This is a genomic window from Stenotrophomonas sp. YJH_SMC_131 (assembly GCF_059367975.1).
This window is the reverse complement of sequence record NZ_JCAFRJ010000005.1, coordinates 47,172-69,371: the sequence shown is the minus strand read 5'-3', so window position 1 is coordinate 69,371 and position 22,200 is coordinate 47,172. Positions and strand designations below refer to the sequence as shown.

Sequence of the window (22,200 nt, the reverse complement as noted above, 5' to 3'; positions counted from 1 at the left end):
TTTCACGTGGCACTATCCGATGATCGGTGCGCACCGATCTGCGTCGGCGGTTGAACGAAGGTTCCGCCGAGGCAGTGGTTTCGAATGGAACGGTCTTCCGGCACCCCGGAGAACGCCCCTGACGAACCTCGGACAGGCAGTTGCGCGGATGTCCCCCGAACCCAGCCATGAAGCGATTGACAACGATGTCACCCGGATCTGAAACTCGAGCGATGCACGACACCCTCTTCCTGTTCGGTGCCACAGGTGATCTGGCCCAGCGCTACCTGTTCCCTTCGCTGCTTCGCCTGCTTGGCGACGGCCTGCTGCCGGAGGACTTCCGCATCCGTGCGCTGGCCCTGTCCGGGCATGACACCGAAGCCTTCCATGACATCCTGCGGCCGCGCCTGCAGCAGGCCATGCCGATGGCCACGCAGGACGACATCAGCGCCCTGCTGCGCCGCATCGACTACCGCTCTGTGGACCTGCGCGACGTCGACTCGGTTGCCGCCGCGGTCGCCGACCTCGTGCACCGCAAGTGCGTCAGCTACCTCGCCATCCCGCCGGGCCTGTACATCTCCACCTGCGAAGGCCTGGCCAAGGGCGGCGCCCTCGCCGCGCCGGCACGCCTGATGCTGGAAAAGCCGATCGGCAGCGACAGCGAGAGCGCCGAGGAAATCATCAGCACCATCGGCCAGTGGATCGACGAGGACCGCGTGTTCCGCCTCGACCACTACCTGGGCAAGGCCGCGGTGCAGAACCTGATCGCACTGCGCTTCGGCAACACGCTGCTGGAAGCGGTGTGGAACCGCAACTACATCGAATCGGTGCACATCCTGGTGGCCGAAAGCGAAGGCGTGGATGGCCGCGATGCCTATTACGCCCGCTCCGGCGCGCTGCGCGACATGGTGCAGAGCCACATCCTGCAGCTGCTGTGCATGGTGGCGATGGAACCGCCGGCATCGCTGGAAGCCGATCGCATCCGCGACGAGAAGGTCAAGGTGCTGCGCGCCCTGCGCCCGCTCGATGCCAAGCACGCCGCGCGTGACAGCATCCGTGGCCGCTACACCTTCGGCACCATCAATGGCCAGCCGGCACAGGCCTACCAGCCGCCGGAAGGCAGCGACGTGGAAACCTTCGCCGGTGTCACCGCGCATATCGACAACTGGCGCTGGAGCGGCGTGCCGTTCCACCTGGTCACCGGCAAGCGCCTGCCCGAGCGCACCACCCGCGTGGTGGTAACGCTGAAGCCGGTCACCCACTGGCTGTTCGAGCGCCCGCAGCGCGCGCAGGCCGCACCGAACCGCCTGGTGTTCCAGCTGCAGCCGCAGGAAAACATCGAACTGGGCCTGATGAGCAGCCTGGCAGGCCCGGAATGGGGCGCGCTGGAGCTGCATCCGCTGGAGCTGGAACTGTCGGTGCCGACCGGCCTGCACCGCCGTATCGCTTACGAACGCTTGTTCCTGGATGCCTTCAACGGCAACCACACGCTGTTCGTGCGCGATGACGAAGTGCGTGCGGCCTGGGCCTGGATCGACAGCGTCGCCGACGCCTGGAAGGACGCCAAGCTGCCGCTGGAGCCCTACCCCGCCGGCCAATGGGGCCCGGGCAATGCGGGCGGGTTCCTGCCGCAGGACCTGGACGCGCCCGACAGCGGAGCGTCGGCATGAGTGCCAGCTCGCAGCCAGTGCTGGTCGCCGACATCGGTGGCACCAACGCGCGCTTCGCCCTGGCCGACACCTCGCTGGACGCACCGCTGCAGAAGGACAGCATCCGCGAGTACGCGGTGGCGGAGTTCCCGTCGCTGGGTGATGCCGCGCGCCACCATCTCGAACAGATCGGCGCCACGGCAAGCCGCGGCGTGTTCGCCGTGGCCGGTCGCGTGGATGGTGATGAAGCACGCATCACCAACCATCCATGGGTGATCTCGCGCAGCCGCACCGCTGCCATGCTCGGGTTCGACGAACTGCACCTGATCAACGACTTCGCCGCGCAGGCGATGGCGATTTCGCTGCTTCAGCCCGATGACGTGGTCCAGGTCGGCGGGGCTGCCTGGGTACCGGGCAAGCCCGGCCAGCCACGCAACTACGCGGTGATCGGGCCCGGTACCGGTCTCGGCGTCGGCGGCCTGATCATGCGCCACGGCCGTTGCTATCCGCTGGAAACCGAAGGCGGCCATGTCAGCTTCCCGCCGGGAACCCCGGAAGAGATCCGCATCCTGGAGATCCTGTCCGAGCAGTTCGGCCGCGTCTCCAACGAGCGCCTGATCTGCGGCCCCGGCCTGGTCAACATCCATCGCGCCGTGTGCGAGATGGCCGGCATCGATCCGGGCCAGCTGCAGCCGGTGGACGTGACCGCCCGCGCCCTGCACGGCGATCCGCAGGCGATGCGCACCGTGGATGTGTTCTGCGCCGTGTTCGGCGCCATTGCTGGCGATCTGGTGCTGACCCAGGGCGCCTGGGACGGCGTGTTCCTGACCGGCGGGCTGACCCCGAAGATGCTCGATTCGCTGCAGCACTCCGGTTTCCGCCAGCGCTTCGAGCACAAGGGCCGGTTCTCTTCCATCATGGCGCGCGTGCCCTCGTTGGCGGTGATGCATCCCCACGCAGGACTGCTGGGCGCCGCCGCCTATGCCGCCGACGCCGAACGTGACGCACCTGGAGTTGCCGCATGAGCCCCACCACCTTCCACGACGACCGCATCGAGTTCATCAACCATGGCGATGCCGATGGCTGGATCGAAGCCGTTGCCGCCGAGATGGCGCACACCCTCAACCACGACATCAACGAAGTGGGCCGCGCCCGCATCCTGCTGTCTGGCGGCACCACACCGGCGCCGGTCTACCAGGCGCTGGCCGAGTTGGACGTGCACTGGGACCGGGTGGAAGTGAGCCTGGCCGACGAGCGCTGGCTGTCGCCGCAGGATCGCGACAGCAATGCCTGGCTGGTGCGCGAGCACCTGCTGAAACGCGCCGAGGGTGCGCATTTCGATCCACTGGTGCGGATCGGCAAGCCCCTGCCCGAATGCGTGTACACCGCCAACCTGCAGGCACAGCACAGCCAGCCGCCGAGCCTGGTTGCACTGGGCATGGGCAACGACGGCCACACCGCCTCGCTGTTCCCGGGCTCGAAGGACCTCGCCCGCGCACTGGAAAGCACCCTGCCCTATGCCGCGCTGGATGCCACCGGCTGCCCGGGCGCGAACCAGTGGCCGCTGCGCATCACGCTGACCCCGCATGGGCTGCGCCAATGCCGACAGCGCCTGCTGCTGCTGCGCGGCAAGCAGAAGCTGCAGGTGCTGCGCCAAGCGTTGGACAGCAACGACGCCCAGCAGTATCCGATCCTCAACGCGATCAACCTGGAAGGCGCGCGCCTGCGCGTCCACTGGGCTGATTGATGTCGGCGGCGGCGCCCTGCCGCCGCTTGCCTCTCGCCACCTTGAACGCCGGTAGCCAATGAGCCTCCATCCGCAACTGCAAGCCATCACTGAGCGTGTCATCCGCCGCAGCGCCGCCTCGCGTGCCGCCTACCTGGCCGCGATCGACGCCTCCCTGCGCGAAGGCCCGTTCCGCAGCCGCCTGAGCTGCGGCAACCTCGCCCATGGATTCGCCGCCTGTGGCGGTACCGACAAGAGCCGCCTGCGCGGCGGCGTGACGCCGAACCTGGGCATCATCACCGCCTACAACGACATGCTCTCGGCGCACCAGCCGTTCGAGACCTACCCCGAGCAGATCCGCGAGATCGCCCGCGAGCTGGGTGCTACGGCACAGGTGGCCGGCGGCGTGCCGGCGATGTGCGACGGCGTCACCCAGGGCCGCGGCGGCATGGAACTGTCGCTGTTCTCGCGCGATGTGATCGCCCAGGCCACTGCGATCGGCCTCAGCCATGACATGTTCGATACCACCGTCTACCTCGGCGTGTGCGACAAGATCGTGCCGGGCCTGCTGATCGGCGCGCTGGCCTTCGGCCACCTGCCGGCGGTGTTCGTGCCGGCCGGCCCGATGACCCCGGGCATCCCCAACAAGCAGAAGGCGGAAGTGCGCGAGCGCTACGCCGCCGGCGAAGCCACCCGCGAAGAGCTGCTGGAAGCCGAGTCCGCCTCATACCACGGCGCCGGCACCTGCACCTTCTACGGCACCGCCAATTCCAACCAGGTGCTGCTGGAAGCGATGGGCGTGCAGCTGCCGGGCGCGTCGTTCGTCAATCCGGGCACGCCGCTGCGCGACGCGCTGACCCGCGAAGCGACCGGACGTGCACTGGACATCACCGCACTGGGCGACGACTTCCGTCCGCTGGGCCGGATCATCGACGAGCGCGCGATCATCAACGCGGTCATCGCGCTGATGGCCACCGGCGGTTCGACCAACCACACCATCCACTGGATCGCGGTGGCGCGTGCGGCCGGCATCGTGCTGACCTGGGACGACTTCGACGAACTGTCGCAGCTGATTCCGCTGCTGGCCCGCGTCTATCCGAACGGCGAGGCCGACGTGAACCGCTTCGCGGCCGCTGGCGGCCCGGCGTTCGTGTTCGGCGAGCTGATCAAGGCGGGCCTGATGCACGGCGATCTGGTCAGCGTGGCGCGCGGCGGCATGGCCGACTACGCGCGCGAACCGCAGCTGCGCGACGGCCAGCTGGTCTACCTGCCGGGCCTGCAACACAGCGCCGATGACGAAGTGGTGCGTGGCGTCGACAATCCGTTCGAGCACCAGGGCGGCCTGCGCCTGCTGCGCGGCAACCTGGGCAAGTCGCTGATCAAGCTGTCGGCGGTGAAGCCGCAGTACCGCACGATCGAAGCACCGGCCGTGGTTGTCGATGCGCCGCAGGTGCTGAACAAGCTGCATGCCGGCGGCCTGCTGCCCGAGCACTTCGTGGCGGTGGTGCGTTACCAGGGCCCGCGTGCCAACGGCATGCCGGAACTGCATTCGCTGGCGCCGCTGCTGGGGCTGCTGCAGAACCAGGGCCGGCGCGTGGCACTGGTCACCGACGGCCGCCTGTCCGGTGCCTCGGGCAAGATTCCGGCGGCGATCCATGTGACGCCGGAAGCGGCACGCGGTGGTCCGCTGGCCAAGGTCCGCGAAGGCGACATGATCCGCCTCGATGGTGAGGCCGGCACGCTGGAAGTGCTGGTGGACGCGGCCGAGTGGGCCGCGCGTCCGCTGGCCCCGAACACGGCGCCTGCCGCGCATGACCTGGGCCGCAACCTGTTCGCGATCAACCGACGCGTGGTGGGGCCGGCCGATCAGGGTGCGATTTCGATTTCGTGCGGGCCGGCGGCGGCCGATGGCGGGCCGTGGGAATACGACGCGGAGTACGAGCTGGGGCACGATGCCGCAGCGGCGGCGGCGCCGCATGAGGCAAAAGACGCCTGAAGCGAAAAGCCGCGGCAGGCTTCCCGGCCTGGGCAGTAGAGCGCCCTGGACAATTCCCGGCGCGTCATTTGCGCTGCGGCCACTGAATCAAGAAGAGCAAAGGCAAGGGCAAAAGCATGGGTATCGAACAACATCAGGTGAAGGCGGCGGAGCTGTTGCGTGCGGCGGGCATCCTGCCGGTGGTGACGATTCATACGCTGGACCAGGCGCGTGCGGTCAGTGCGGCGTTGCTGGAAGGTGGCCTGCCGGCGATCGAGTTGACGCTGCGTACGCCAGTGGCGATGGAAGCATTGGCGATGCTCAAGCGCGAGCTGCCGGACGTGGTGGTGGGCGCCGGCACGGTGCTGACCGTGGAGCAGATGCAGCAGTCGATCGATGCGGGCGCGGACTTCCTGGTGACCCCGGGTACGCCACCGGCGCTGGCCGATGCGCTGGCGGCGGCACCGCTGCCGGTAGTGCCGGGTGCGGCCACGCCGACCGAACTGCTGTCGCTGTATGCGCGCGGCTTCCGCGTGTGCAAGCTGTTCCCTGCCACCGCCGTGGGGGGGCTGGCGATGATCAAGGGTCTGGCCGGCCCGGTTGCCGACCTCAAGCTGTGCCCGACCGGCGGCATCACCGAAAACACCGCCGCCGAGTACCTCGAGCAGAAGAACGTGGTCTGCATCGGCGGTTCGTGGATGGTGCCGGGCAGCTGGATCGCCGACGGTCAGTGGGACAAGGTGCGCGCCAGCGCCGCCGACGCCGCGAAGATCATCAAGCGCGTACGCGGCCACTGAGCCCGACACAGCTGTAGAGCCGAGCCCATGCTCGGCTCCGCGCCCGCAGGCCGGAAAGCAGCCGAGCATAGGCTCGGCTCTACATTTCCTCTATCGGCAGTGACGGCGCACGGAACCTGTCGGTGGCCCTGCGGAGGGCTCAGCCGTTGGCCGAATCCCTTACAGCGGCCGTGCCGGATCCACCAGCCCGTACTGGCTGGCCATGCGCGCCAGCGCGATGTTGTCGTGGATCCCCATCTTCTCGAACAGCCGCGCCTTGTGCGTGTTCACCGTCTTCGCACTCAGGCTCAGGCGCCGCGCGATGTCTTCCTGGCGCAGGCCCTGGGTCAGCAGCAACGCCACTTCCAGCTCGCGCGGCGACAGGCTGTCGAATGGAGAGCCGTTGCCTTCAACGGTCGACAAGGCCAGGTTCTGCGCGATGCTGGTGCCCAGGTAGCGACGGCCCATGGCCACATCGCGCACCGCACGCAGCAGCTCCTGTGCATCGCAGCCCTTGCCGATATAGCCCGCAGCCCCGGCTTCCAGCAAGCGCTTCGGCAGCGGACCGTCTTCCAGCACCGACACGATCACCACGCGGGTGTTGCGATGGCTGCGGACGATGCGCTCGGTCACCTCCATGCCACTCACGCCGGGCAGGTGCAGGTCGCACAGCACCACGTCCGGCAGCAGCTGGCGGACGTCGCGCAGCGCATCTTCGCCGGTCTCGGCTTCGCCCACCACCTCGATGTCGGTCTCCCCCGACAGGATCATCTTCATCCCGGTGCGGACCAGTGCGTGGTCATCCACCAGGTAGACTCGAATCGTCATTCACGTACCTCTTCGAATGCGGCCATTGCAGGTCAAGCTAGGCAGGGCGCCGATACCCCTGCAAGCGCGTTCGAGATGCGACCCGGGCATTCTGCCTTGCGCATCACAGTACCGCGCGTTGTGCTTGCCCCCTGTCTTGCAGAACCTGCTGCAACGAAACAACTGATCTATTACGTAGACGCCCCGGAGGGGCCATCCACGTCAATCCCCCTGTGATGATGCTTCGCTGGCCGTCGCTGGCGGCGAATCCTGACGTCGCCAAGGATGCCGGCGACTGAACATGACCAGATAGCACCCTACCACCCAAACCAGCGCGGCACACCATCCGGCCAGGATATCGGAGGGGTAATGCACGCCCAGATAGACCCGGGAGACGCTGACCAGCAGGCTGAACGAGGGCGCCAGCAGCAGCACCGGCCAGCGCCAGCGGGTGTTCCAGGCCAGCAGCACCAGGGTCACGGCCAGGGTCATCGAGCCCATCGCGTGGCCGCTGGGAAAGCTGAACGTCGATTCCGGCGCGATCGATTCCCACAGGCTGGGGCGCTGGCGCTGGAAGAAATGCTTGCTGCCCATGTTCAGCAGCGCCGAGCCGACGAAGCTGACCGCCACGAACGTGGCCTCACGCCAACGCCGGTAGCCCAGCAGCACGCCGATGATCAGCACGTCGGCGGGAATCAGGAACCATTCGTAGCCCAGCCTGGAAATGAGCACGAAGAAGCGGTCCAGCAGCGGTGAGTGCAGGCCATGCATCTGCCACAGCAGCGGCGCATCGAAATGGAACGATTCAAACTCGTGCACTTCGTCGGCCAGCGCGACGAAACCCGCCAACGGCAGCAGCACGCCACCGAACAGCAGCACCAGGCGCCAGGCATTGCGGGCCATCCAGTGGCGGAAACCGGAGGCGGACTCCGGCGCAGCGAGGATCGCAGGCTTATCCGGCGCTTCGGACATATTTGTGTTCGACGTAATCGTCGATCAGGGCGACGAACTCCTGGGCGATGTTCTCGCCACGCAGGGTCACCTTCTTCTCGCCATCGACGAACACGGGCGCGGCCGGGGTTTCACCGGTGCCCGGCAGGGAAATACCGATGTTGGCGTGCCGCGACTCACCCGGCCCATTGACGATGCAGCCCATCACCGCCAGGGTCATGTTCTCCGCACCCGGATGGTGGATCTTCCACAGCGGCATCTTCTCGCGCACGTGGTTCTGCACCACCTTGGCCAGTTCCTGGAAGAACTCGGAGGTGGTGCGGCCGCAGCCCGGACAAGCCGTGACCAGCGGCGTGAAGGCACGCTGGCCGGTGGTCTGCAGCAGTTCCTGGGCGACGATCACTTCCTGCGTGCGCGACTGGCCCGGTTCCGGGGTCAGCGAGATGCGGATGGTGTCACCGATGCCTTCCTGCAGCAGCACGCCCAACGCCGCCGACGAGGCGACGATGCCCTTGCTGCCGATACCGGCCTCGGTCAGGCCCAGGTGCAGGGCAAAATCGGAGCGCTGGGCCAGGTCGCGGTACACCGCGATCAGCTCCTGCACGCCACTGACCTTGGCCGACAGCACGATGCGATCGCGCGGCAGGCCGAGCTCCACCGCCTGCTCGGCCGAATCCAGCGCCGAACGGATCAGCGCCTCGCGCAGCACGCGACCGGCATCCCAGGGCTGCTCGCGCAGGTTGTTCTCGTCCATCAACTTCGCCGCCAGGGCCTGGTCCAGCGAGCCCCAGTTGGCACCGATGCGCACCGGCTTGTTGTAGCGGATCGCGAACTCGATCAACTGAGCGAACTGCAGATCCTTCTTCTTGCCGAAGCCGACGTTGCCCGGATTGATGCGGTACTTGGCCAGCGCTTCGGCACATGCCGGCTCGGCGGTCAGCAGCTGGTGGCCGTTGTAGTGGAAATCACCGATCAGCGGCACGTCGATGCCCATCATCGCCAGCTTGTCGACGATGCGCGGGATCGCCGCAGCGGCTTCCACGGTATTGACGGTCAAACGCACCATTTCCGAACCGGCCCGCCACAGCTCGGCCACCTGCTTCACGCTGGAGGCCACGTCGGACGTGTCGGTGTTGGTCATCGACTGCACCACGACCGGCTTGCCTCCGCCTACGGTGACCCCGCCGATCTGCACGGCATGGGTCTGGCGGCGGGGCCAGGAGGTGGCATCGGAGGGAGGAGTCGGGCGGGTGACGGCGTCGTGCATGGGCGCATTCTACCGCCCGCCCCCGCATTCCGGGTGACTCGCATTCAGCCGGTGGCACGGCTGCGGCCGATTGTCGCAGGCACAGCCGCCCGTGAACGCATACGATGAGCGTGAATGACCGGTCCCGACGCCCCGTTTCTCCGTACCCTGTGCAGCCTGCGCTGGCTTGCCGTAGGCGGCCAGGCCGCCACCATCCTGGTTGCCACCTGGGTGCTGGGCCTGCCGTTGCCGCAGCTGCCGCTATGGGCCGGCGTGGCGGTGCTGGCCCTGTTCAACATCTATACCCAGTTGCGTCCGGACGCGGCTGACACCGCACCGCTGACCGCGTTCGGCCACATCCTGGTGGACGTGATCATCCTGACCTGGATGGTCGGCTGGAGCGGCGGCATGGCCAACCCGTTCAGCTCGCTGTTCCTGATCCTGATCGCGCTGGCCGCGTTCGCCCTGCCCCTGCGCTGGGCACTGGCGGTCGCACTGGCCTGCCTGCTCGGCTACGCCGCCAGCGGCATCTTCGGCCAGCCATTGCCGGACGGTTATTTCCGCGCGCAGGACCTGAATCGCTGGGGCGTGGTCGCCAACTTCCTGATCTCCGCCGCGGTGGTACTGGCCTTCTCCACCCGGCTGGCGCTGGCCCTGCGGGAGCGCGAACTGGAACTGTCGGCACTGCGCGAGCGCTTCGCCCGCAACGAGGGCATCGTCGCGCTGGCCACGCATGCCGCCTCGGTGGCGCATGAACTGAACACGCCGCTGGCGACCATGACCCTGCTCGCCGACGATGTGGCCGAGCGCAGCGAAGAGCCGGAAGTGCGCGAGGACATGGAAACCCTGCGCGAGCTGCTGGTGCAGTGCCGGGAGCGCGTGCTGGCGCTGGCTGCTCCGGCCTCGGCCGACGCACCGGGCCGCAGCCATTCCAGCGCACAGCAGGTGCTTGAGCAATGGCGCCTGGTGCGGCCGACCATCGACCTGCACCGCAACGATGATGCGCCGCTGCGGCTGCCGCTGGACCCGGGCGTAGGCCATCTGCTGATGGTCCTGCTCAACAACGCCGCCGATGCCGGCGAGAAAGCCGGCCGGCCACGCGTGGACCTGGACCTGCGCATCGAAGGCGACGACCTGATCGGCGAAGTCCGCGACTACGGCCATGGCTTCGACGCCCGTGCCGCCGTGCTGCCGGGCAAGCTGTTCGGCAGCAGCAAGAGCGAGGGCATGGGCGTCGGCCTGGCCCTGTCCCATGCCACCATCGAACGCCTCGACGGCGAGATGTGGATGCGCCCGGCCCAGGGGGCCGGCAGCCGCGTCGGCTTCCGCCTGCCGCTGGCCCCACGCGAGGACACCCCATGAGCCTTCACCATTCCACCCTGGGCCTGCTGGTCGACGACGACGAGCTGTACCTGCGTACCCTGCAACGCAGCCTGGCCCGCAAGGGGCTTGAAACGCAGACCGCACAGGATGCCGCCAGTGCGCTGGCGCTGGCCCGGCAGCATCCACCGGCGTTCGCGCTGATCGACCTGAAGCTGGGCAGCGATTCCGGCCTGGCACTGATCCAGCCGCTGCGCGCGCTGCGCGCGGACATGCGGATCCTGCTGGTGACCGGCTACGCCAGCATCGCCACCGCGGTGGAGGCGATCAAGCTAGGTGCAGACGATTACCTGCCCAAGCCGGCCACGGTGCCGATGATCCTGCGCGCCCTCGGCGAGGAAGACGACGGCCCGGCCGACGATGGCGAAATGGAAGTGCCCGATGCGATGACGCCGATCAGCCGCCTGCAGTGGGAACACATCCAGCAGGCGATGCACGAGACCGGCGGCAATGTGTCAGCGGCCGCGCGCCTGCTCGGCATGCACCGGCGCTCGCTGCAGCGCAAACTGGCCAAGCGGCCAAGCCCGGAGCGCGACCCGAGCCGGTGACGCGGTAGTGCCGGCCGGTGGCCGGCAACCCATCCGCTGCGGTAGTGCCGGCCGCTGGCCGGCAACCCATCCGCTGCGGTAGTGCCGGCCGCTGGCCGGCAACCCATCTGCTGCGGTAGTGCCGGCCGCTGGCCGGCAACCTCATGAACGATTGAAGCATCACCTGGATGCCGGCCAGCGGCCGGCACTACCAGAGCATCAGCGCTTCAGCTGCGCCAGGATCTCGCGGGTCATCGGATCGGCAACCGCCACATCCTCGCCCTGCAGCGCCGGCAGCAGGCCACTGGCCAGTTGCTTGCCGAGCTCGACACCGAACTGGTCGAACGCGTTGATGTTCCAGATCACCGACTGCACGTACACGGCGTGTTCGTACATGGCGATCAGCGCACCCAGTGCCTGCGGCGTGAGCGCGTCGAGCAGGATCAGCGTGCTCGGCCGCCCGCCCGGGTAATCACGGTGCGGATCGTCGCTGCTCTGGCCATTGGCCAGCGCCTCGGTCTGTGCCAACAGGTTGGCCAGCAGGGCCTGGTGATTGATCGTGTAGGGATCATCGTTGTGCACACAGCCGATGAAGTCGGCCGGAACGACGCTGGTGCCCTGGTGCAGCGCCTGGAAGAAGCTGTGCTGCACATCGGTGCCTGCCCCACCCCACCACACCGGCACGGTGTCGGTGGTGACCGGCGCACCATCACGCTGCACGCGCTTGCCCAGGCTTTCCATCACCAGCTGCTGCAGGTAGGCCGGCAGCAGCGCCAGACGCTGGTCGTAGGTCATCACCGCATGCGTGGCATGGCCCAGCAGGTTGCGGTTCCAGATGTCGGTCAGGCCATGCAGCACCGGCAGGTTGCGCTCCAGCGGTGCATCCAGCGCATGCGCATCCATCTGTGCGGCGCCTTCCAGCAGCTGCTCAAAGCGCTCGAAGCCGATCGCCAACGCGATCGGGAAACCGACCGCCGACCACAGCGAATAGCGGCCACCCACCCAGTCCCACATCGGCAGTACGCGATCGGCGGCGATCGCGAAGGCCTTGGCGGCGCGATCCGGATTGGCGCTGACTGCATACAGGCGCTCGCTGCCGCCCAGCCAGTCGTGCAGGATCTGGCCGTTGAGCAGCGTTTCCTGCGTACCGAAGGTCTTGGAGATGAGGATGCCGGCGGTCTTGGCCGGATCCAGCGTGGCCAGCGTGCGCTGCATGGCGGCGCCGTCCACGTTCGAAACGAAATGCACGCGCAGGCGCGCACCGCTGACCGGACGCAGCGCGTCGGCGACCAGGCGCGGGCCAAGGTCGGAACCACCGATGCCGACGCTGACCACATCGGTCACGCCACTGTCTTCCAGCGCGCGCACCAGCACGCCCATGCGCTGGCGGATCGCGCGCGCGGTGGCATAGGCCTCGGCCGCCACCGGCGCATCGACCACATCGCCGCGCAGCGCGGTATGCAGCGCGGCGCGCCCTTCGGTCAGGTTGACCTGTTCGCCGCGGAACAGGCGCGTGATGGCACCACCGACATCACGCTCGGCAGCCAGCGCCAACAGCGCCTGCAACGCCGCGGCATCGTATTTCTGCCGGGCGAAATTGACGTACAACGGACCGACCCGCAGCGCCAGCTCCTGTACACGGCCGGGTTCGGCGGCGAGCAGGCTGGGAATGCTTGCGCCCTTCAGGCGCTGGGCGTGGGAATGCAGCGAGTCGAATCCGTTGTTCGTTGTCATGCGGCCTGGGTCGGGATCGTGTCGTTGGTGTGGGTGATCTGGTTGTTGCCATCAACGTACACCAGCTTCGGCCTGAAGCTGTCAGCTTCCTGCTCGGTCATGCTGGCGAACGCGGCGATGATGATGATGTCACCGACCTGCACGTGGCGCGCGGCGCCACCGTTGAGCGAGACAACGCCGCTGCCGGCTTCGGCGCGGATGGCATAGGTCGAGAAACGCGCACCATTGGTCACGTCCCAGATGTGCACCTGCTCGAACTCGCGGATGCCGGTGGCAGCCAGCAGGTTGTCATCGATGGCGATCGAGCCTTCGTAGTTCAGCTCGGAATGGGTGACGGTGGCGCGATGGATCTTGGTCTTGAGCAGGGACAGGTGCATGGGGGCGCTGCAACGGCAAAGGAAAGAGCGGATTCTAGCACCCGCGCAGCGCGGGGCATCACGGCCGGCAACCTGTTCAGGTAGCCGGTGAAACCGGGGTCAGAACCCTTTTCCCCTGGAAAAGGGATCTGACCCCATGCATCGCGCGGCGCCGCCGGAACTCAGAACTCCAGGTTGTCGATCAACCGGGTGGTTCCCAGGCGCGCGGCAATCAGCGCCACGCGGCCACCGCCGTCGAAGGTCGGCTCGGCCAGCTCCGGGGTGCGCAGCACCGCGTAGTCGACCTGGAACCCGGCTGCCTGCAATGCGGCCGTGGCGTCGGCTTCGATGCGATCACGTGCCTGCCCCGCCACGTAGCCCTCGCGCATGCCCAGCAGGGTGCGGTGGATGGTGGTCGCGACCGGGCGCTGTTCGTCGCTCAGGTACTGGTTGCGCGAACTCTTGGCCAGGCCATCCTCGTCGCGCACGATCTCAGCACCGACGATCTGGATCGGGAACGACAGCTCGGCCACCATCTGCCTGATCACGGCAAGCTGCTGGTAGTCCTTGCGGCCGAACACGGCCACGTCCGGCTGCACCTGCAGGAACAGGCGCGCCACCACCGTGCAGACGCCATCGAAGTGCCCCGGGCGGCTGGCGCCTTCCAGCACTTCACTGACACCCGGCGCGTGCATGCGCGTGGTCCTGTCCACCCCCAGCGGATACATCGTCTCCACGCTGGGCAGCCACACGGCATCGCAGCCGACCTGCTCCAGCCCGGCCACGTCGGCCTCGGGCGTGCGCGGGTAGCGACTGAAATCCTCGTTGGGGCCGAACTGGGTCGGATTGACGAAGATGCTCGCCACCACCTTGTCGGCGTACTGGCGGGCCAGGGTCACCAGCGAATGGTGCCCCCCATGCAGGTTGCCCATGGTCGGCACCAGCGCCACGCGCAGGCCCTCACGCTTCCACTGGGCGATCTGCTCGCGCAACGCGCCGAGCTCGTTGAAGGTCTGGATCATTGGGCGTAGGCGTGCTGTTCGTCGGGGAAGCTGCCGTCGCGCACCGCGTCGGCAAAGGCGCGGGTGGCACCGGCCACCGAGCCACCTTCGGCAAGGAAATCCTTGACGAACTTGGGACGGCGATGGCCACTGTCCAGGCCGAGGAAATCGTGCAGCACCAGCACCTGGCCATCGCACTGCGGGCCCGCGCCAATGCCGATGGTCGGTACATCCACCGCAGCGGTCACCTCGGCAGCGACCGGGGTCGGCACGCATTCAAGCACCATGATGCTGGCGCCTGCGGCGGCCACGGCCCTGGCGTCCTCCACCAGCTGGCGCGCAGCATCGCCGCGGCCCTGGATCTTGAAGCCGCCCAGTCGCAGCACCGACTGCGGGGTCAGGCCGAGGTGCGCGCAGACCGGAATCTCGCGCTCGACCAGGTAGCGGATGATGTCGACCTTGAAGCCGGCACCTTCGATCTTGACCATCTCGGCACCGGCCTGCAGCAGCTGCAGCGAGGCATCCAGCGCGCGTTCCGGGGTGGCATCGGCGCCGAACGGCAGGTCGGCCACCAGCAGCGCACGCTGCAGCACGCGGGCCACGGCCCGGGTGTGGTAGACCATGTCGGCCACGGTCACCGGCAGGGTCGAATCATGACCCTGCACGACCATGCCCAGCGAATCGCCGATCAGGATCAGATCGACGCCGTTGGCATCGAAGGTGCGGGCGAAGCCGGCGTCGTAGGCGGTCAACATGACCAGCTTCTGGCCATTGCGCTTGGCCTCGGCCAGGGCGGGAACGGTCCAGGGCTTGCTGTCTGCGTGGGTGCTCATGTGCTGATAACCGGGGGAGATAACCCGGGCATTATCACCCTATCGGCGCGATCCCGCAGGCATCGACCCGCATCACTGCATCCTGCACGCGTCCATGGCCAGGAATTGCCAGTTCCGGCGCGATTTCGGCCAGCGGCACCAGCACGAAGGCACGCTCGTGCAGGTACGGATGCGGCACCTTCAGCCCAGGCTGGTCGAGCGCCTGCGCGCCATACAGCAGCAGGTCCAGGTCCAGCGCGCGCGGGCCCCAGTGCACTGCCGGATCACGCGTGCGACCGAAGCGCTGCTCCAGCGCCAGCATGGCCTGCAGCAGCTCATCGGCCGGCAAGGTGGTTTCGACCGAGGCCACCGCATTGACGAACGGCGGCTGGTCTTCATTGCCCCAGGCCGGCGTTGCGTAAAGCCGCGAGGCCTGGCGCAGCCGGGTCCCGGGCAGGCCGTCCAGCGCGGCAATCGCCGCGCCGACGGTGGCGGCCGCGTCGCCGAGGTTGGCGCCGAGGCCGATCCAGGCAAGGGTCATCGCTTACTCGCCCGCTGCACCGGCCGCGGCACCCGGACGACGGCGGCGACGGCGGCGCTTGCGCGGCGCTCCGCTCTCGTCGTCGCCATCTTCGCTGTGCATCGCATCCAGCGACGACTCCAGCTCACGACCGGACTGCGCCTGCGCTTCGCGCCAGAACTCGACATCGGCGGCGTGCTCGGACGACGCCACCTGGCGCAGGCTGAGGAAATCGAACGCGGCACGGAAGCGCGGATGGGTCAGGGTGCGGAACACGCGCTTGCGCTGGCGCGAGCTGAAGCGCGACTGCAGCAGCCAGATTTCCTGCATCGGCAGCGAGAAGCGGCGCGGCAGCGCGATGGTGCTCAACTGCTGCACGGTGACGCGGTCGGCGGCGCGGCGCTGCGCCTCTTCCGGTGCCACGCCCTGCTTGAGCAGGGTCGCCTGTGCACGGCAGAACGCCGGCCACAGCAGCAGCGCGAACAGGAACGCCGGCGAGACCGGTTCGTCGTTGGCCACCCGCGCATCGGTATTGGCCAGGCCCTCGACCAGCATGCGGCGCAGCGCGCCGGTGCGGTTGGCTTTCAGCGCCTTGGCGCTTTCCGGGAACAGCACGTCGAGCAGGCCGTAACGCTCAAGGCCTTCGAAGCTGGCCACGCCGTGTCCGGACAGGAACAGCTTGAGCACTTCCTCGAACAGGCGCGCTGGCGCGGCTTCGTTGAGCAGGCCGGCCAGGTGCGGGATCGGCGCGGCAGTGCCCTCTTCGATCTGGAAGCCGAGCTTGGCCGCCAGGCGCACCGCTCGCAGCATGCGTACCGGGTCTTCCTGGTAGCGCTGCACCGGGTCGCCGATCAGCTTCATCAGGCGCGCCTGCACGTCCTCGAAGCCACCGGTGTAGTCGCGCACCGAGAAATCCTCGATGGCGTAGTACAGGGCGTTGCAGGTGAAGTCGCGGCGGATGGCGTCGTCTTCGATGGTGCCGTACACGTTGTCGCGCACGAGCATGCCGTTTTCCATCTCGCGGTCGCCGCTGCCGTCATCGCTGTTGGCACGGAAGGTGGCGACTTCGATGATTTCGCGACCGAACACTACGTGGGCGAGGCGGAACCGGCGGCCGATCAGGCGGCAGTTGCGGAACAGCTGCTTGACCTGCTCGGGCGTGGCGTCGGTGGCCACGTCGAAATCCTTGGGTTGGCCATTGACCAGCAGATCGCGCACCGCGCCGCCGACAAGGTAGGCGCCGAAGCCGGCATCGCGCAGGCGGTAAAGCACGCGCAGGGCGTTCGGGCTGATGTCCTTGCGGGAGATCGTGTGCTGGTCGCGCGGGATGACGCGCAGGCTGAACGGTGATGTAGCAGAGGAAATGATGTTGGCGCTTCCGGTTGAAGTTTCGGGATTGCCCAATGGCATCGAGGTGCATATACTAGCGCTCCTGCCTCGGCAGCGACACAGTTACGCTCCCTTCGTCTAGTGGTTAGGACGTGGCCCTCTCAAGGCTAAAACAGGGGTTCGAGTCCCCTAGGGAGCGCCAGTCGCCGCAGCAGGAACCGAAAAAGCCCGCCTTGTGCGGGCTTTTCTGTTTTCCGGGATTGCAGTGATTGCGGTCGGGTTGGTCGCTTTGGCGCCTCCCTGCAATCGGCTCGAGCCGGTGGGGTCACCCAGGGCAGGACACGCCGTGAACCCATCCATGGGGGCTCGATGGCGCCATCCTTGGCGCCAACGGTCCTGCCCCGGGTGACCCCACCGACTCTGGACGGTTTCCCGCCAGCTGCGGCAACAACCGACCAGCGCTTCGCCGCATCCGCACGCACCATGAAACTGTCAGGAGGGGGCCAGATCAGCCTGCCCCCTCACACTCTGGACAAGCAGGCGCCAACGGAACGCAACCGAAGCCAGTCGCCGTCAGCCTTCCATCTGCTCCAGCTCCTTGCCCTTGGTCTCGCGTACGTAGCGGACCACGAAGACGATCGAGAGGATCGCCGCGACCGCGTAGATGCCATAGGCGCCGGCCAGGCCGATGCCGGCCAGCAGCATCGGGAAGGTCACGGTGATCGCGAAGTTCGAGGTCCATTGCGCCGCACCCGCCACCGCCAGCGCCGGGCCGCGGATCTGGTTGGGGAACATCTCGCCCAGCATCACCCACATCACCGGGCCCCAGGACATGTTGAAGAACACCACGTAGACGTTGGCGGCGACCAGCGCCAGCCGTCCCATGCCATCGGACAGCTGCAGGCGCCCGCCGGCCAGGCTGCCGCTGGCAAACGCCACCACCATCAGCACCAGCGCCACCGACATGCCGACCGAGCCGACCCACAGCAGCGGCTTGCGCCCGATGCGGTCGATCAGCAGCACGGTGAGCAGGCAGGCGCCGATGCTCAGCGCGCCGGACAGCACATTGATCAGCAGTGCGTCGCTTTCAGAGAAGCCCACCGCCTGCCACAGCACCGCGCCGTAGTAGAACACCACGTTGATGCCGACCAGCTGCTGGAACATGGCCAGGCCGATGCCCACCCAGAGGATCGGGCGCAGCCTGCCGGTAGCCCTGCTGCGCAGGTCGCCGAAGCGCGGCTTGTGCTGGTCCTGTGCCAGGCTGGCTTCGATCTCGGCCTGCTTGGCCCGGGCAGCGGCCTCGCCGTACAGTCGCGACAACACCACACTCGCCTGCCCCTGGCGGCCCTTCAGCACCAGGAAGCGCGGGCTTTCCGGAATCACCAGCAGCAACAGCAGGAACAGCGCGGAGGGCAGCGCCTGCATCCAGAACATCCATCGCCAGGCTTCGTGGCCCAGCCACAGCGGCTCGGTCGAGGCGCCGGCGGCGCGGGCCAGCAGGTAATTGCTGAGGAAGGCCGCGAACAAACCGCAGATGATGGCCATCTGCTGCACCGTGGCCAGCCGACCGCGATAGCGCGCTGAGGCGACTTCGGCGATGTAGGCCGGTGACATCACGCTGGCCGCCCCCACCGCAAAGCCGCCCAGCACGCGGGCCGCGATGAACAGCCAGGACGCGTGGGCCGCCCCGGCGCCCAGCGCCGAGACCAGGAACATCAGCGCGGACACGATCAGGACACCACGGCGCCCCAGGCGGTCGCCCAACCAACCGGCCAGGAAGGCACCGATCGCGCAGCCCAGCAGCATCGAGGCAACTTCGAAACCCAGCGCCGCCTCGCTGGAGTTGAAGGCCTGGCGCAGGCCATCGACCGTGCCGTTGATGACACCACTGTCGAAGCCGAACAGGAAGCCACCAAGCGTGGCCACGCAACTGATCAGGACGATGAACGCCGTGTTTTCACCACCGTGGGAGGCGGTGCGGGACGGGGCCTGGGACATGGACGATCCTGCTGGGAAGGGAGCCCGGCCACCAGGACCGGTTGTCGCGCAGCCTCGCACACGCCCTGCCGTGCCGCCAATGGCCGCGCCTGCCAGACGCCCGTTTTCCGTCCCATCCCGACACCGGGGGCCAACCTGTTCTAGAATTGGCGGGTTCAGGAATCGATCCACCCCCAGCCCATGCCCTTTGTCGTCACCGAAAACTGCATCAAGTGCAAACACACCGATTGCGTGGAAGTGTGCCCCGTGGATTGCTTCCACGAAGGCCCGAACTTCCTGGTGATCGACCCGGATGAGTGCATCGACTGCACCCTCTGCGAGCCGGAGTGCCCGGTCAACGCGATTTTCCCCGAGGACGACGTCCCCGCCGGCCAGGAAGGCTTCGTTGCCCTCAATGCCGAGCTGGCGAAGGAATGGCCGGTGCTGACCGTGCGCAAGGACCCGCCCGCCGACGCCGGCGAATGGGACGGCAAGCCGGACAAGCTGAAGCTGCTGGAGCGCTGAGAAGCGCCCGCGGCGGCAACGGAAAAGGGCGCCCATGGCGCCCTTTTCTGTTCTCGGTAGGTGCCAACCTTGGTTGGCACAAAAGCGCCGACCAAGGTCGGCCTCTACCAGGGCGGCCCTTACTGAGCCAGCTTCGCCTTCAGCGCGGCGATCAGCTTCACCGGCGCTTCGGCGGTGGCCGGCAGGCCACGCGGGTCGACCGCGGAGATGTAGGCACCTGCATCAACCGCCACCACGCGGACCAGGAAGTTGCTGCCTTCGTAGGCCACGTCATACGAGCCCAGCAGCTGCGCGCGGCTGGCGATGGTCACGCCTTCCACGCCTTCCAGCGCGGTACCGACCTTGGCGAAGGCTTCATCCTTGCCACCGGCAATGGTGAAACCGGTGTTGCCCACCGCCGGGGCTGCGGCGACCGGCGCCGCCGGCTTGGTGGCCGAGGCCAGTGTCGGCACCTTGTTGTCGGTGGTGGCGTTGGGCAGGTTCAGGTCCGGCGGTACTTCCAGCGGGCGCATTTCCGGGGCCAGGGCGTAGTCGCCCTTGACGCCACGCTTGAAGCAGCCGGTGGTGCCGGCCGCAACCGCTACAGCAAGCAGGGCGTAGGACAGCACGCGGACAGTGGAAACGGATTGACGCATGTGAATCTCCTGGGTCAGACCAAGACGGAAGGTCAGTGGCTGGAAAGGGCTTCGAGGGCGGCGATGTCGCCGGCAAGGTGGTCGGCCGCGGGATGATGTGCTGCCGACAGCGGCAGCAGCGGCAGGCGCAGGTCATGGCCGATGCCGATGCGGCGCAGCAGCGCCTTGACCGGGATCGGGTTGGGTTCGACGCCACAGAAATCATGGAATGGATGCAGGCGCGCGTCCCACGACTCGGTGGCTTCGTGGTCGTGCGCGGCAGCCAGCTCGCACATCCGGCGATACGCGCCCGGAAGCACGTTGGAACCGACCGAGATCAGGCCATCGATGCCGGCCCGGATCGAACGCGCGGCGGTGCCGTCGTCGCCACTGAGCACGGCGAACTTCGGGCTGCGCAGCGCCAGCAGCGCCTGCACCCGGCCGGTGTCACCCACCGCTTCCTTGATGCCGACGATATTGGGGTGGCTGGCCAGCTCGGCCACGGTCTCCGGCTGCATGTCGCAGCCGGTACGGCCGGGCACGTTGTACAGCACGACCGGCAGCCCGCCCTGGTCGGCCACCGCGCGATAGTGCGCGATCAGGCCAGCCTGGGTCGGCCGCACGTACGGCGGGGTGACCACCAGTGCGTGGCTGGCGCCAAGGGCGGCGGCACGGCGGGTCTGTTCGATGGTCTTGGCGGTGCCCGACAGGCCGGTGCCGGCCATGACCGGGATGCGGCCGCCGATGCGTTCGACGGCGCTGGCCAGCAGCTGGTCGTACTCGGCATCGGTCAGGGTCGCCGCTTCGCCGGTCGAGCCAGCCACGACAACGCCATGGACGCCACCCTCCAGTTGCAGGTGCAGCAGGCGCTGCCAACCATCGGGATCGAGGGCGCCGTCGGCCCGGAACGGGGTCGCCAGCGCGGTGATGAGGCCGGAAAGGGACAAGGACGTGCTGCTCTTGGCTGGGAAGGGAAACGCCCGCCACGAAAGGCTGGGGGCGGCCTGAATGTTACTTGCGGCGCGAAAGCACGGGCAAGTATGCTGGACACCGGTGGATCCCCGCCTCTGGCGGGCATTCAGACTCACGCATGCATTACCCGGAATCGCCTTGACCGACACCACCCCGCGCCCCGCGCCGAGCGAAAACCACCTCCTGATCAACGCCTATACGACGCATCCGGAGTCCCCCCTGCTGTCCGTCACCCGCCGCATCGCCGACAGCGGCTGCAACCTGGTGGACGCACGCCTGGCCACGGTCGGCCGCGATGTCTCGGTCACCGCCCTGGCCACCGGCTCCTGGGACTCGGTGGCCAAGCTCGAGGCGATGCTGACCCGGCTGGAGCGCGAGGAGGGCCTGAAGCTGGTCTGGTACCGCACCGCCGCCAAGCAGGCGCAGTCCAACCTGCTGCCGTACATCGTCGAAGTGATCGCCGCCGACAAGCCGGGCATCCTGTTCCAGCTGGCCGACTTCTTCGACCGCCAGGGCATCACCATCGAGAACCTGCAGAGCACGCGCTACCGCGCCATGCAGACCGGTGCGGAAATGTTCAGTGCACAGGTCACCATCGGCGTGCCGGCCAACATGCACATTGCCGCGCTGCGCGACGATTTCCTTGAGTTCTGCGACCACCTGAACCTGGACGCGATCATGGACCCGATGAAGTTCTGAATGAATTCCTGATTTTTCGCGCGCCTCTCACGGGCGCGTGGCGTTTCATGCAATTGTCTTGGAAAGAACCCAGGCTCGACAGAAGGACCTCATGAACAACGGCGATACCCTGGACAGCACCACCCTCTCCCTGCCGCTGGCGCTGTCCGGTGGCGACCAGGCCACCCTCGGCGACTATGCCGGCCAGTGGCTGGTGCTGTACTTCTACCCCAAGGACAGCACTCCCGGCTGCACCACCGAAGGCATCGACTTCAACGCGCTGCTGCCGAAGTTCAAGAAGGCCGGCGCGGTCGTGCTGGGCGTCTCGCGCGATTCGGTGAAGTCGCACGACAATTTCTGTGCCAGGCAGGGCTTCGGCTTCCCCCTGGTCAGCGATGGCGACGAAGCGCTGTGCAGCGCCTTCGACGTGATCAAGATGAAGAACATGTACGGCAAGCAGGTACGTGGCATCGAACGCAGCACCTTCCTGATTTCCCCCGACAGCCGCATCGTGCAGTCCTGGCGCAAGGTCAAGGTCGCCGGCCATGCCGATGCCGTTCTCGCCGAACTGAAGGCCTCCCAGTCCAAGTGAGTCCCACTGCCTACTGTGTCTGCCATCACCCTGCCAGGCAGCAGGCCGTGGTGGTTTTTCCCTGTCCGTAACCA

At 67.5% G+C, this 22,200-nt stretch carries 22 protein-coding genes and 1 tRNA gene; 11 read left to right on the top strand and 12 right to left on the bottom strand.

Translation table 11 applies throughout. The features are described 5' to 3' along the window. Positions 1-212: 212 nt before the first annotated feature. The 5 genes from zwf (at position 213) to AC5P56_RS11845 (ending at position 6,126) form a co-directional block, all read left to right on the top strand. A complete protein-coding gene (gene zwf / locus AC5P56_RS11865) occupies positions 213-1,649 on the top strand; it encodes a glucose-6-phosphate dehydrogenase (RefSeq protein ID WP_495231672.1) in 1,437 nt (478 codons plus the stop codon). Next, positions 1,646-2,653: a glucokinase gene (gene glk, locus AC5P56_RS11860; protein WP_014646760.1), complete on the top strand. Its 1,008-nt coding sequence runs from the start codon at positions 1,646-1,648 to the stop codon at positions 2,651-2,653. The genes zwf and glk overlap by 4 nt, the downstream gene beginning before the upstream one ends. Beyond that, positions 2,650-3,375, top strand: a complete 726-nt coding sequence (pgl, locus tag AC5P56_RS11855) for a 6-phosphogluconolactonase (RefSeq protein WP_014646759.1) — start codon at positions 2,650-2,652, stop codon at positions 3,373-3,375. The genes glk and pgl overlap by 4 nt, the downstream gene beginning before the upstream one ends. 58 nt (positions 3,376-3,433) lie before the next feature. Continuing rightward, positions 3,434-5,350: a phosphogluconate dehydratase gene (gene edd, locus AC5P56_RS11850; RefSeq protein ID WP_495231671.1), complete on the top strand. Its 1,917-nt coding sequence runs from the start codon at positions 3,434-3,436 to the stop codon at positions 5,348-5,350. A gap of 116 nt (positions 5,351-5,466) precedes the next feature. Then, a complete protein-coding gene (locus AC5P56_RS11845) occupies positions 5,467-6,126 on the top strand; it encodes a bifunctional 4-hydroxy-2-oxoglutarate aldolase/2-dehydro-3-deoxy-phosphogluconate aldolase (RefSeq protein ID WP_014646757.1) in 660 nt (219 codons plus the stop codon). A gap of 159 nt (positions 6,127-6,285) precedes the next feature. Here the strand turns inward: AC5P56_RS11845 and AC5P56_RS11840 are convergent, their stop codons facing one another. From AC5P56_RS11840 to ispG, 3 genes are all read right to left on the bottom strand, one after another. Further along, on the bottom strand, positions 6,286-6,933 hold the full coding sequence (locus AC5P56_RS11840; RefSeq protein ID WP_005416124.1) for a response regulator: 648 nt from the start codon (positions 6,931-6,933) through the stop codon (positions 6,286-6,288). Between the two features lie 201 nt (positions 6,934-7,134). Then, a complete protein-coding gene (locus AC5P56_RS11835; protein ID WP_495231670.1) occupies positions 7,135-7,884 on the bottom strand; it encodes a phosphatase PAP2 family protein in 750 nt (249 codons plus the stop codon). Continuing rightward, positions 7,865-9,130, bottom strand: coding sequence for a flavodoxin-dependent (E)-4-hydroxy-3-methylbut-2-enyl-diphosphate synthase (gene ispG, locus AC5P56_RS11830; protein WP_041863307.1), 1,266 nt, complete (start codon positions 9,128-9,130; stop codon positions 7,865-7,867). Before ispG ends, AC5P56_RS11835 begins: the two co-directional genes overlap by 20 nt. A 114-nt stretch (positions 9,131-9,244) precedes the next feature. Between ispG and AC5P56_RS11825 the strand changes: the two genes are divergently transcribed. Beyond that, positions 9,245-10,471: an ATP-binding protein gene (locus AC5P56_RS11825; RefSeq protein ID WP_032960817.1), complete on the top strand. Its 1,227-nt coding sequence runs from the start codon at positions 9,245-9,247 to the stop codon at positions 10,469-10,471. Then, positions 10,468-11,037: a response regulator transcription factor gene (locus tag AC5P56_RS11820; RefSeq protein ID WP_012510702.1), complete on the top strand. Its 570-nt coding sequence runs from the start codon at positions 10,468-10,470 to the stop codon at positions 11,035-11,037. Before AC5P56_RS11825 ends, AC5P56_RS11820 begins: the two co-directional genes overlap by 4 nt. Before the next feature lie 198 nt (positions 11,038-11,235). On the opposite strand, the gene pgi is transcribed toward AC5P56_RS11820, so the two are convergent. From pgi to pcnB, 6 genes are all read right to left on the bottom strand, one after another. Further along, positions 11,236-12,750: a glucose-6-phosphate isomerase gene (gene pgi / locus AC5P56_RS11815; protein WP_049442316.1), complete on the bottom strand. Its 1,515-nt coding sequence runs from the start codon at positions 12,748-12,750 to the stop codon at positions 11,236-11,238. After that, on the bottom strand, positions 12,747-13,127 hold the full coding sequence (panD, locus tag AC5P56_RS11810; RefSeq protein ID WP_014646751.1) for an aspartate 1-decarboxylase: 381 nt from the start codon (positions 13,125-13,127) through the stop codon (positions 12,747-12,749). The genes pgi and panD overlap by 4 nt, the downstream gene beginning before the upstream one ends. A gap of 161 nt (positions 13,128-13,288) precedes the next feature. After that, entirely contained in the window at positions 13,289-14,128 is an 840-nt protein-coding gene (gene panC / locus AC5P56_RS11805) for a pantoate--beta-alanine ligase (protein ID WP_014646750.1), read from the bottom strand. Further along, positions 14,125-14,940: a 3-methyl-2-oxobutanoate hydroxymethyltransferase gene (panB, locus tag AC5P56_RS11800; protein WP_014646749.1), complete on the bottom strand. Its 816-nt coding sequence runs from the start codon at positions 14,938-14,940 to the stop codon at positions 14,125-14,127. The genes panC and panB overlap by 4 nt, the downstream gene beginning before the upstream one ends. A 34-nt stretch (positions 14,941-14,974) precedes the next feature. Then, a complete protein-coding gene (gene folK, locus AC5P56_RS11795) occupies positions 14,975-15,460 on the bottom strand; it encodes a 2-amino-4-hydroxy-6-hydroxymethyldihydropteridine diphosphokinase (RefSeq protein ID WP_495220454.1) in 486 nt (161 codons plus the stop codon). Positions 15,461-15,463: 3 nt separating this feature from the next. Beyond that, on the bottom strand, positions 15,464-16,843 hold the full coding sequence (pcnB, locus tag AC5P56_RS11790) for a polynucleotide adenylyltransferase PcnB (RefSeq protein ID WP_032960826.1): 1,380 nt from the start codon (positions 16,841-16,843) through the stop codon (positions 15,464-15,466). 52 nt (positions 16,844-16,895) lie between these two features. On the opposite strand from pcnB, the gene AC5P56_RS11785 reads away from it, so the two are divergent. After that, positions 16,896-16,970, top strand: a tRNA-Glu gene (locus AC5P56_RS11785). 371 nt (positions 16,971-17,341) lie between these two features. Here AC5P56_RS11785 and AC5P56_RS11780 read toward each other — a convergent pair. Further along, positions 17,342-18,766, bottom strand: a complete 1,425-nt coding sequence (locus AC5P56_RS11780; RefSeq protein ID WP_014646746.1) for a sugar porter family MFS transporter — start codon at positions 18,764-18,766, stop codon at positions 17,342-17,344. A 180-nt stretch (positions 18,767-18,946) separates the two neighbouring features. Here AC5P56_RS11780 and fdxA point away from each other — a divergent pair, with 180 nt between their 5' ends. Continuing rightward, the gene (gene fdxA / locus AC5P56_RS11775) at positions 18,947-19,270 is read left to right on the top strand and encodes a ferredoxin FdxA (RefSeq protein WP_005409054.1); all 324 of its coding nucleotides are present in this window, start codon (positions 18,947-18,949) and stop codon (positions 19,268-19,270) included. Positions 19,271-19,389: 119 nt separating this feature from the next. Here the strand turns inward: fdxA and AC5P56_RS11770 are convergent, their stop codons facing one another. Together AC5P56_RS11770 and dapA are read right to left on the bottom strand one after the other, a co-directional pair. Then, positions 19,390-19,905, bottom strand: coding sequence for a hypothetical protein (locus AC5P56_RS11770; RefSeq protein WP_032960832.1), 516 nt, complete (start codon positions 19,903-19,905; stop codon positions 19,390-19,392). A 32-nt stretch (positions 19,906-19,937) separates the two neighbouring features. After that, on the bottom strand, positions 19,938-20,831 hold the full coding sequence (gene dapA / locus AC5P56_RS11765; protein ID WP_014646744.1) for a 4-hydroxy-tetrahydrodipicolinate synthase: 894 nt from the start codon (positions 20,829-20,831) through the stop codon (positions 19,938-19,940). Between the two features lie 163 nt (positions 20,832-20,994). Here dapA and AC5P56_RS11760 point away from each other — a divergent pair, with 163 nt between their 5' ends. Together AC5P56_RS11760 and AC5P56_RS11755 are read left to right on the top strand one after the other, a co-directional pair. After that, positions 20,995-21,555 (top strand): glycine cleavage system transcriptional repressor, encoded by a 561-nt coding sequence (locus tag AC5P56_RS11760; protein ID WP_005409051.1) that lies wholly within the window; start codon positions 20,995-20,997, stop codon positions 21,553-21,555. A gap of 91 nt (positions 21,556-21,646) precedes the next feature. Beyond that, positions 21,647-22,126 carry a peroxiredoxin gene (locus AC5P56_RS11755; RefSeq protein WP_014646743.1) on the top strand — a complete coding sequence of 160 codons (480 nt, stop codon included), beginning with the start codon at positions 21,647-21,649 and terminating at the stop codon, positions 22,124-22,126. The last annotated feature ends 74 nt before the right edge of the window (positions 22,127-22,200 follow it).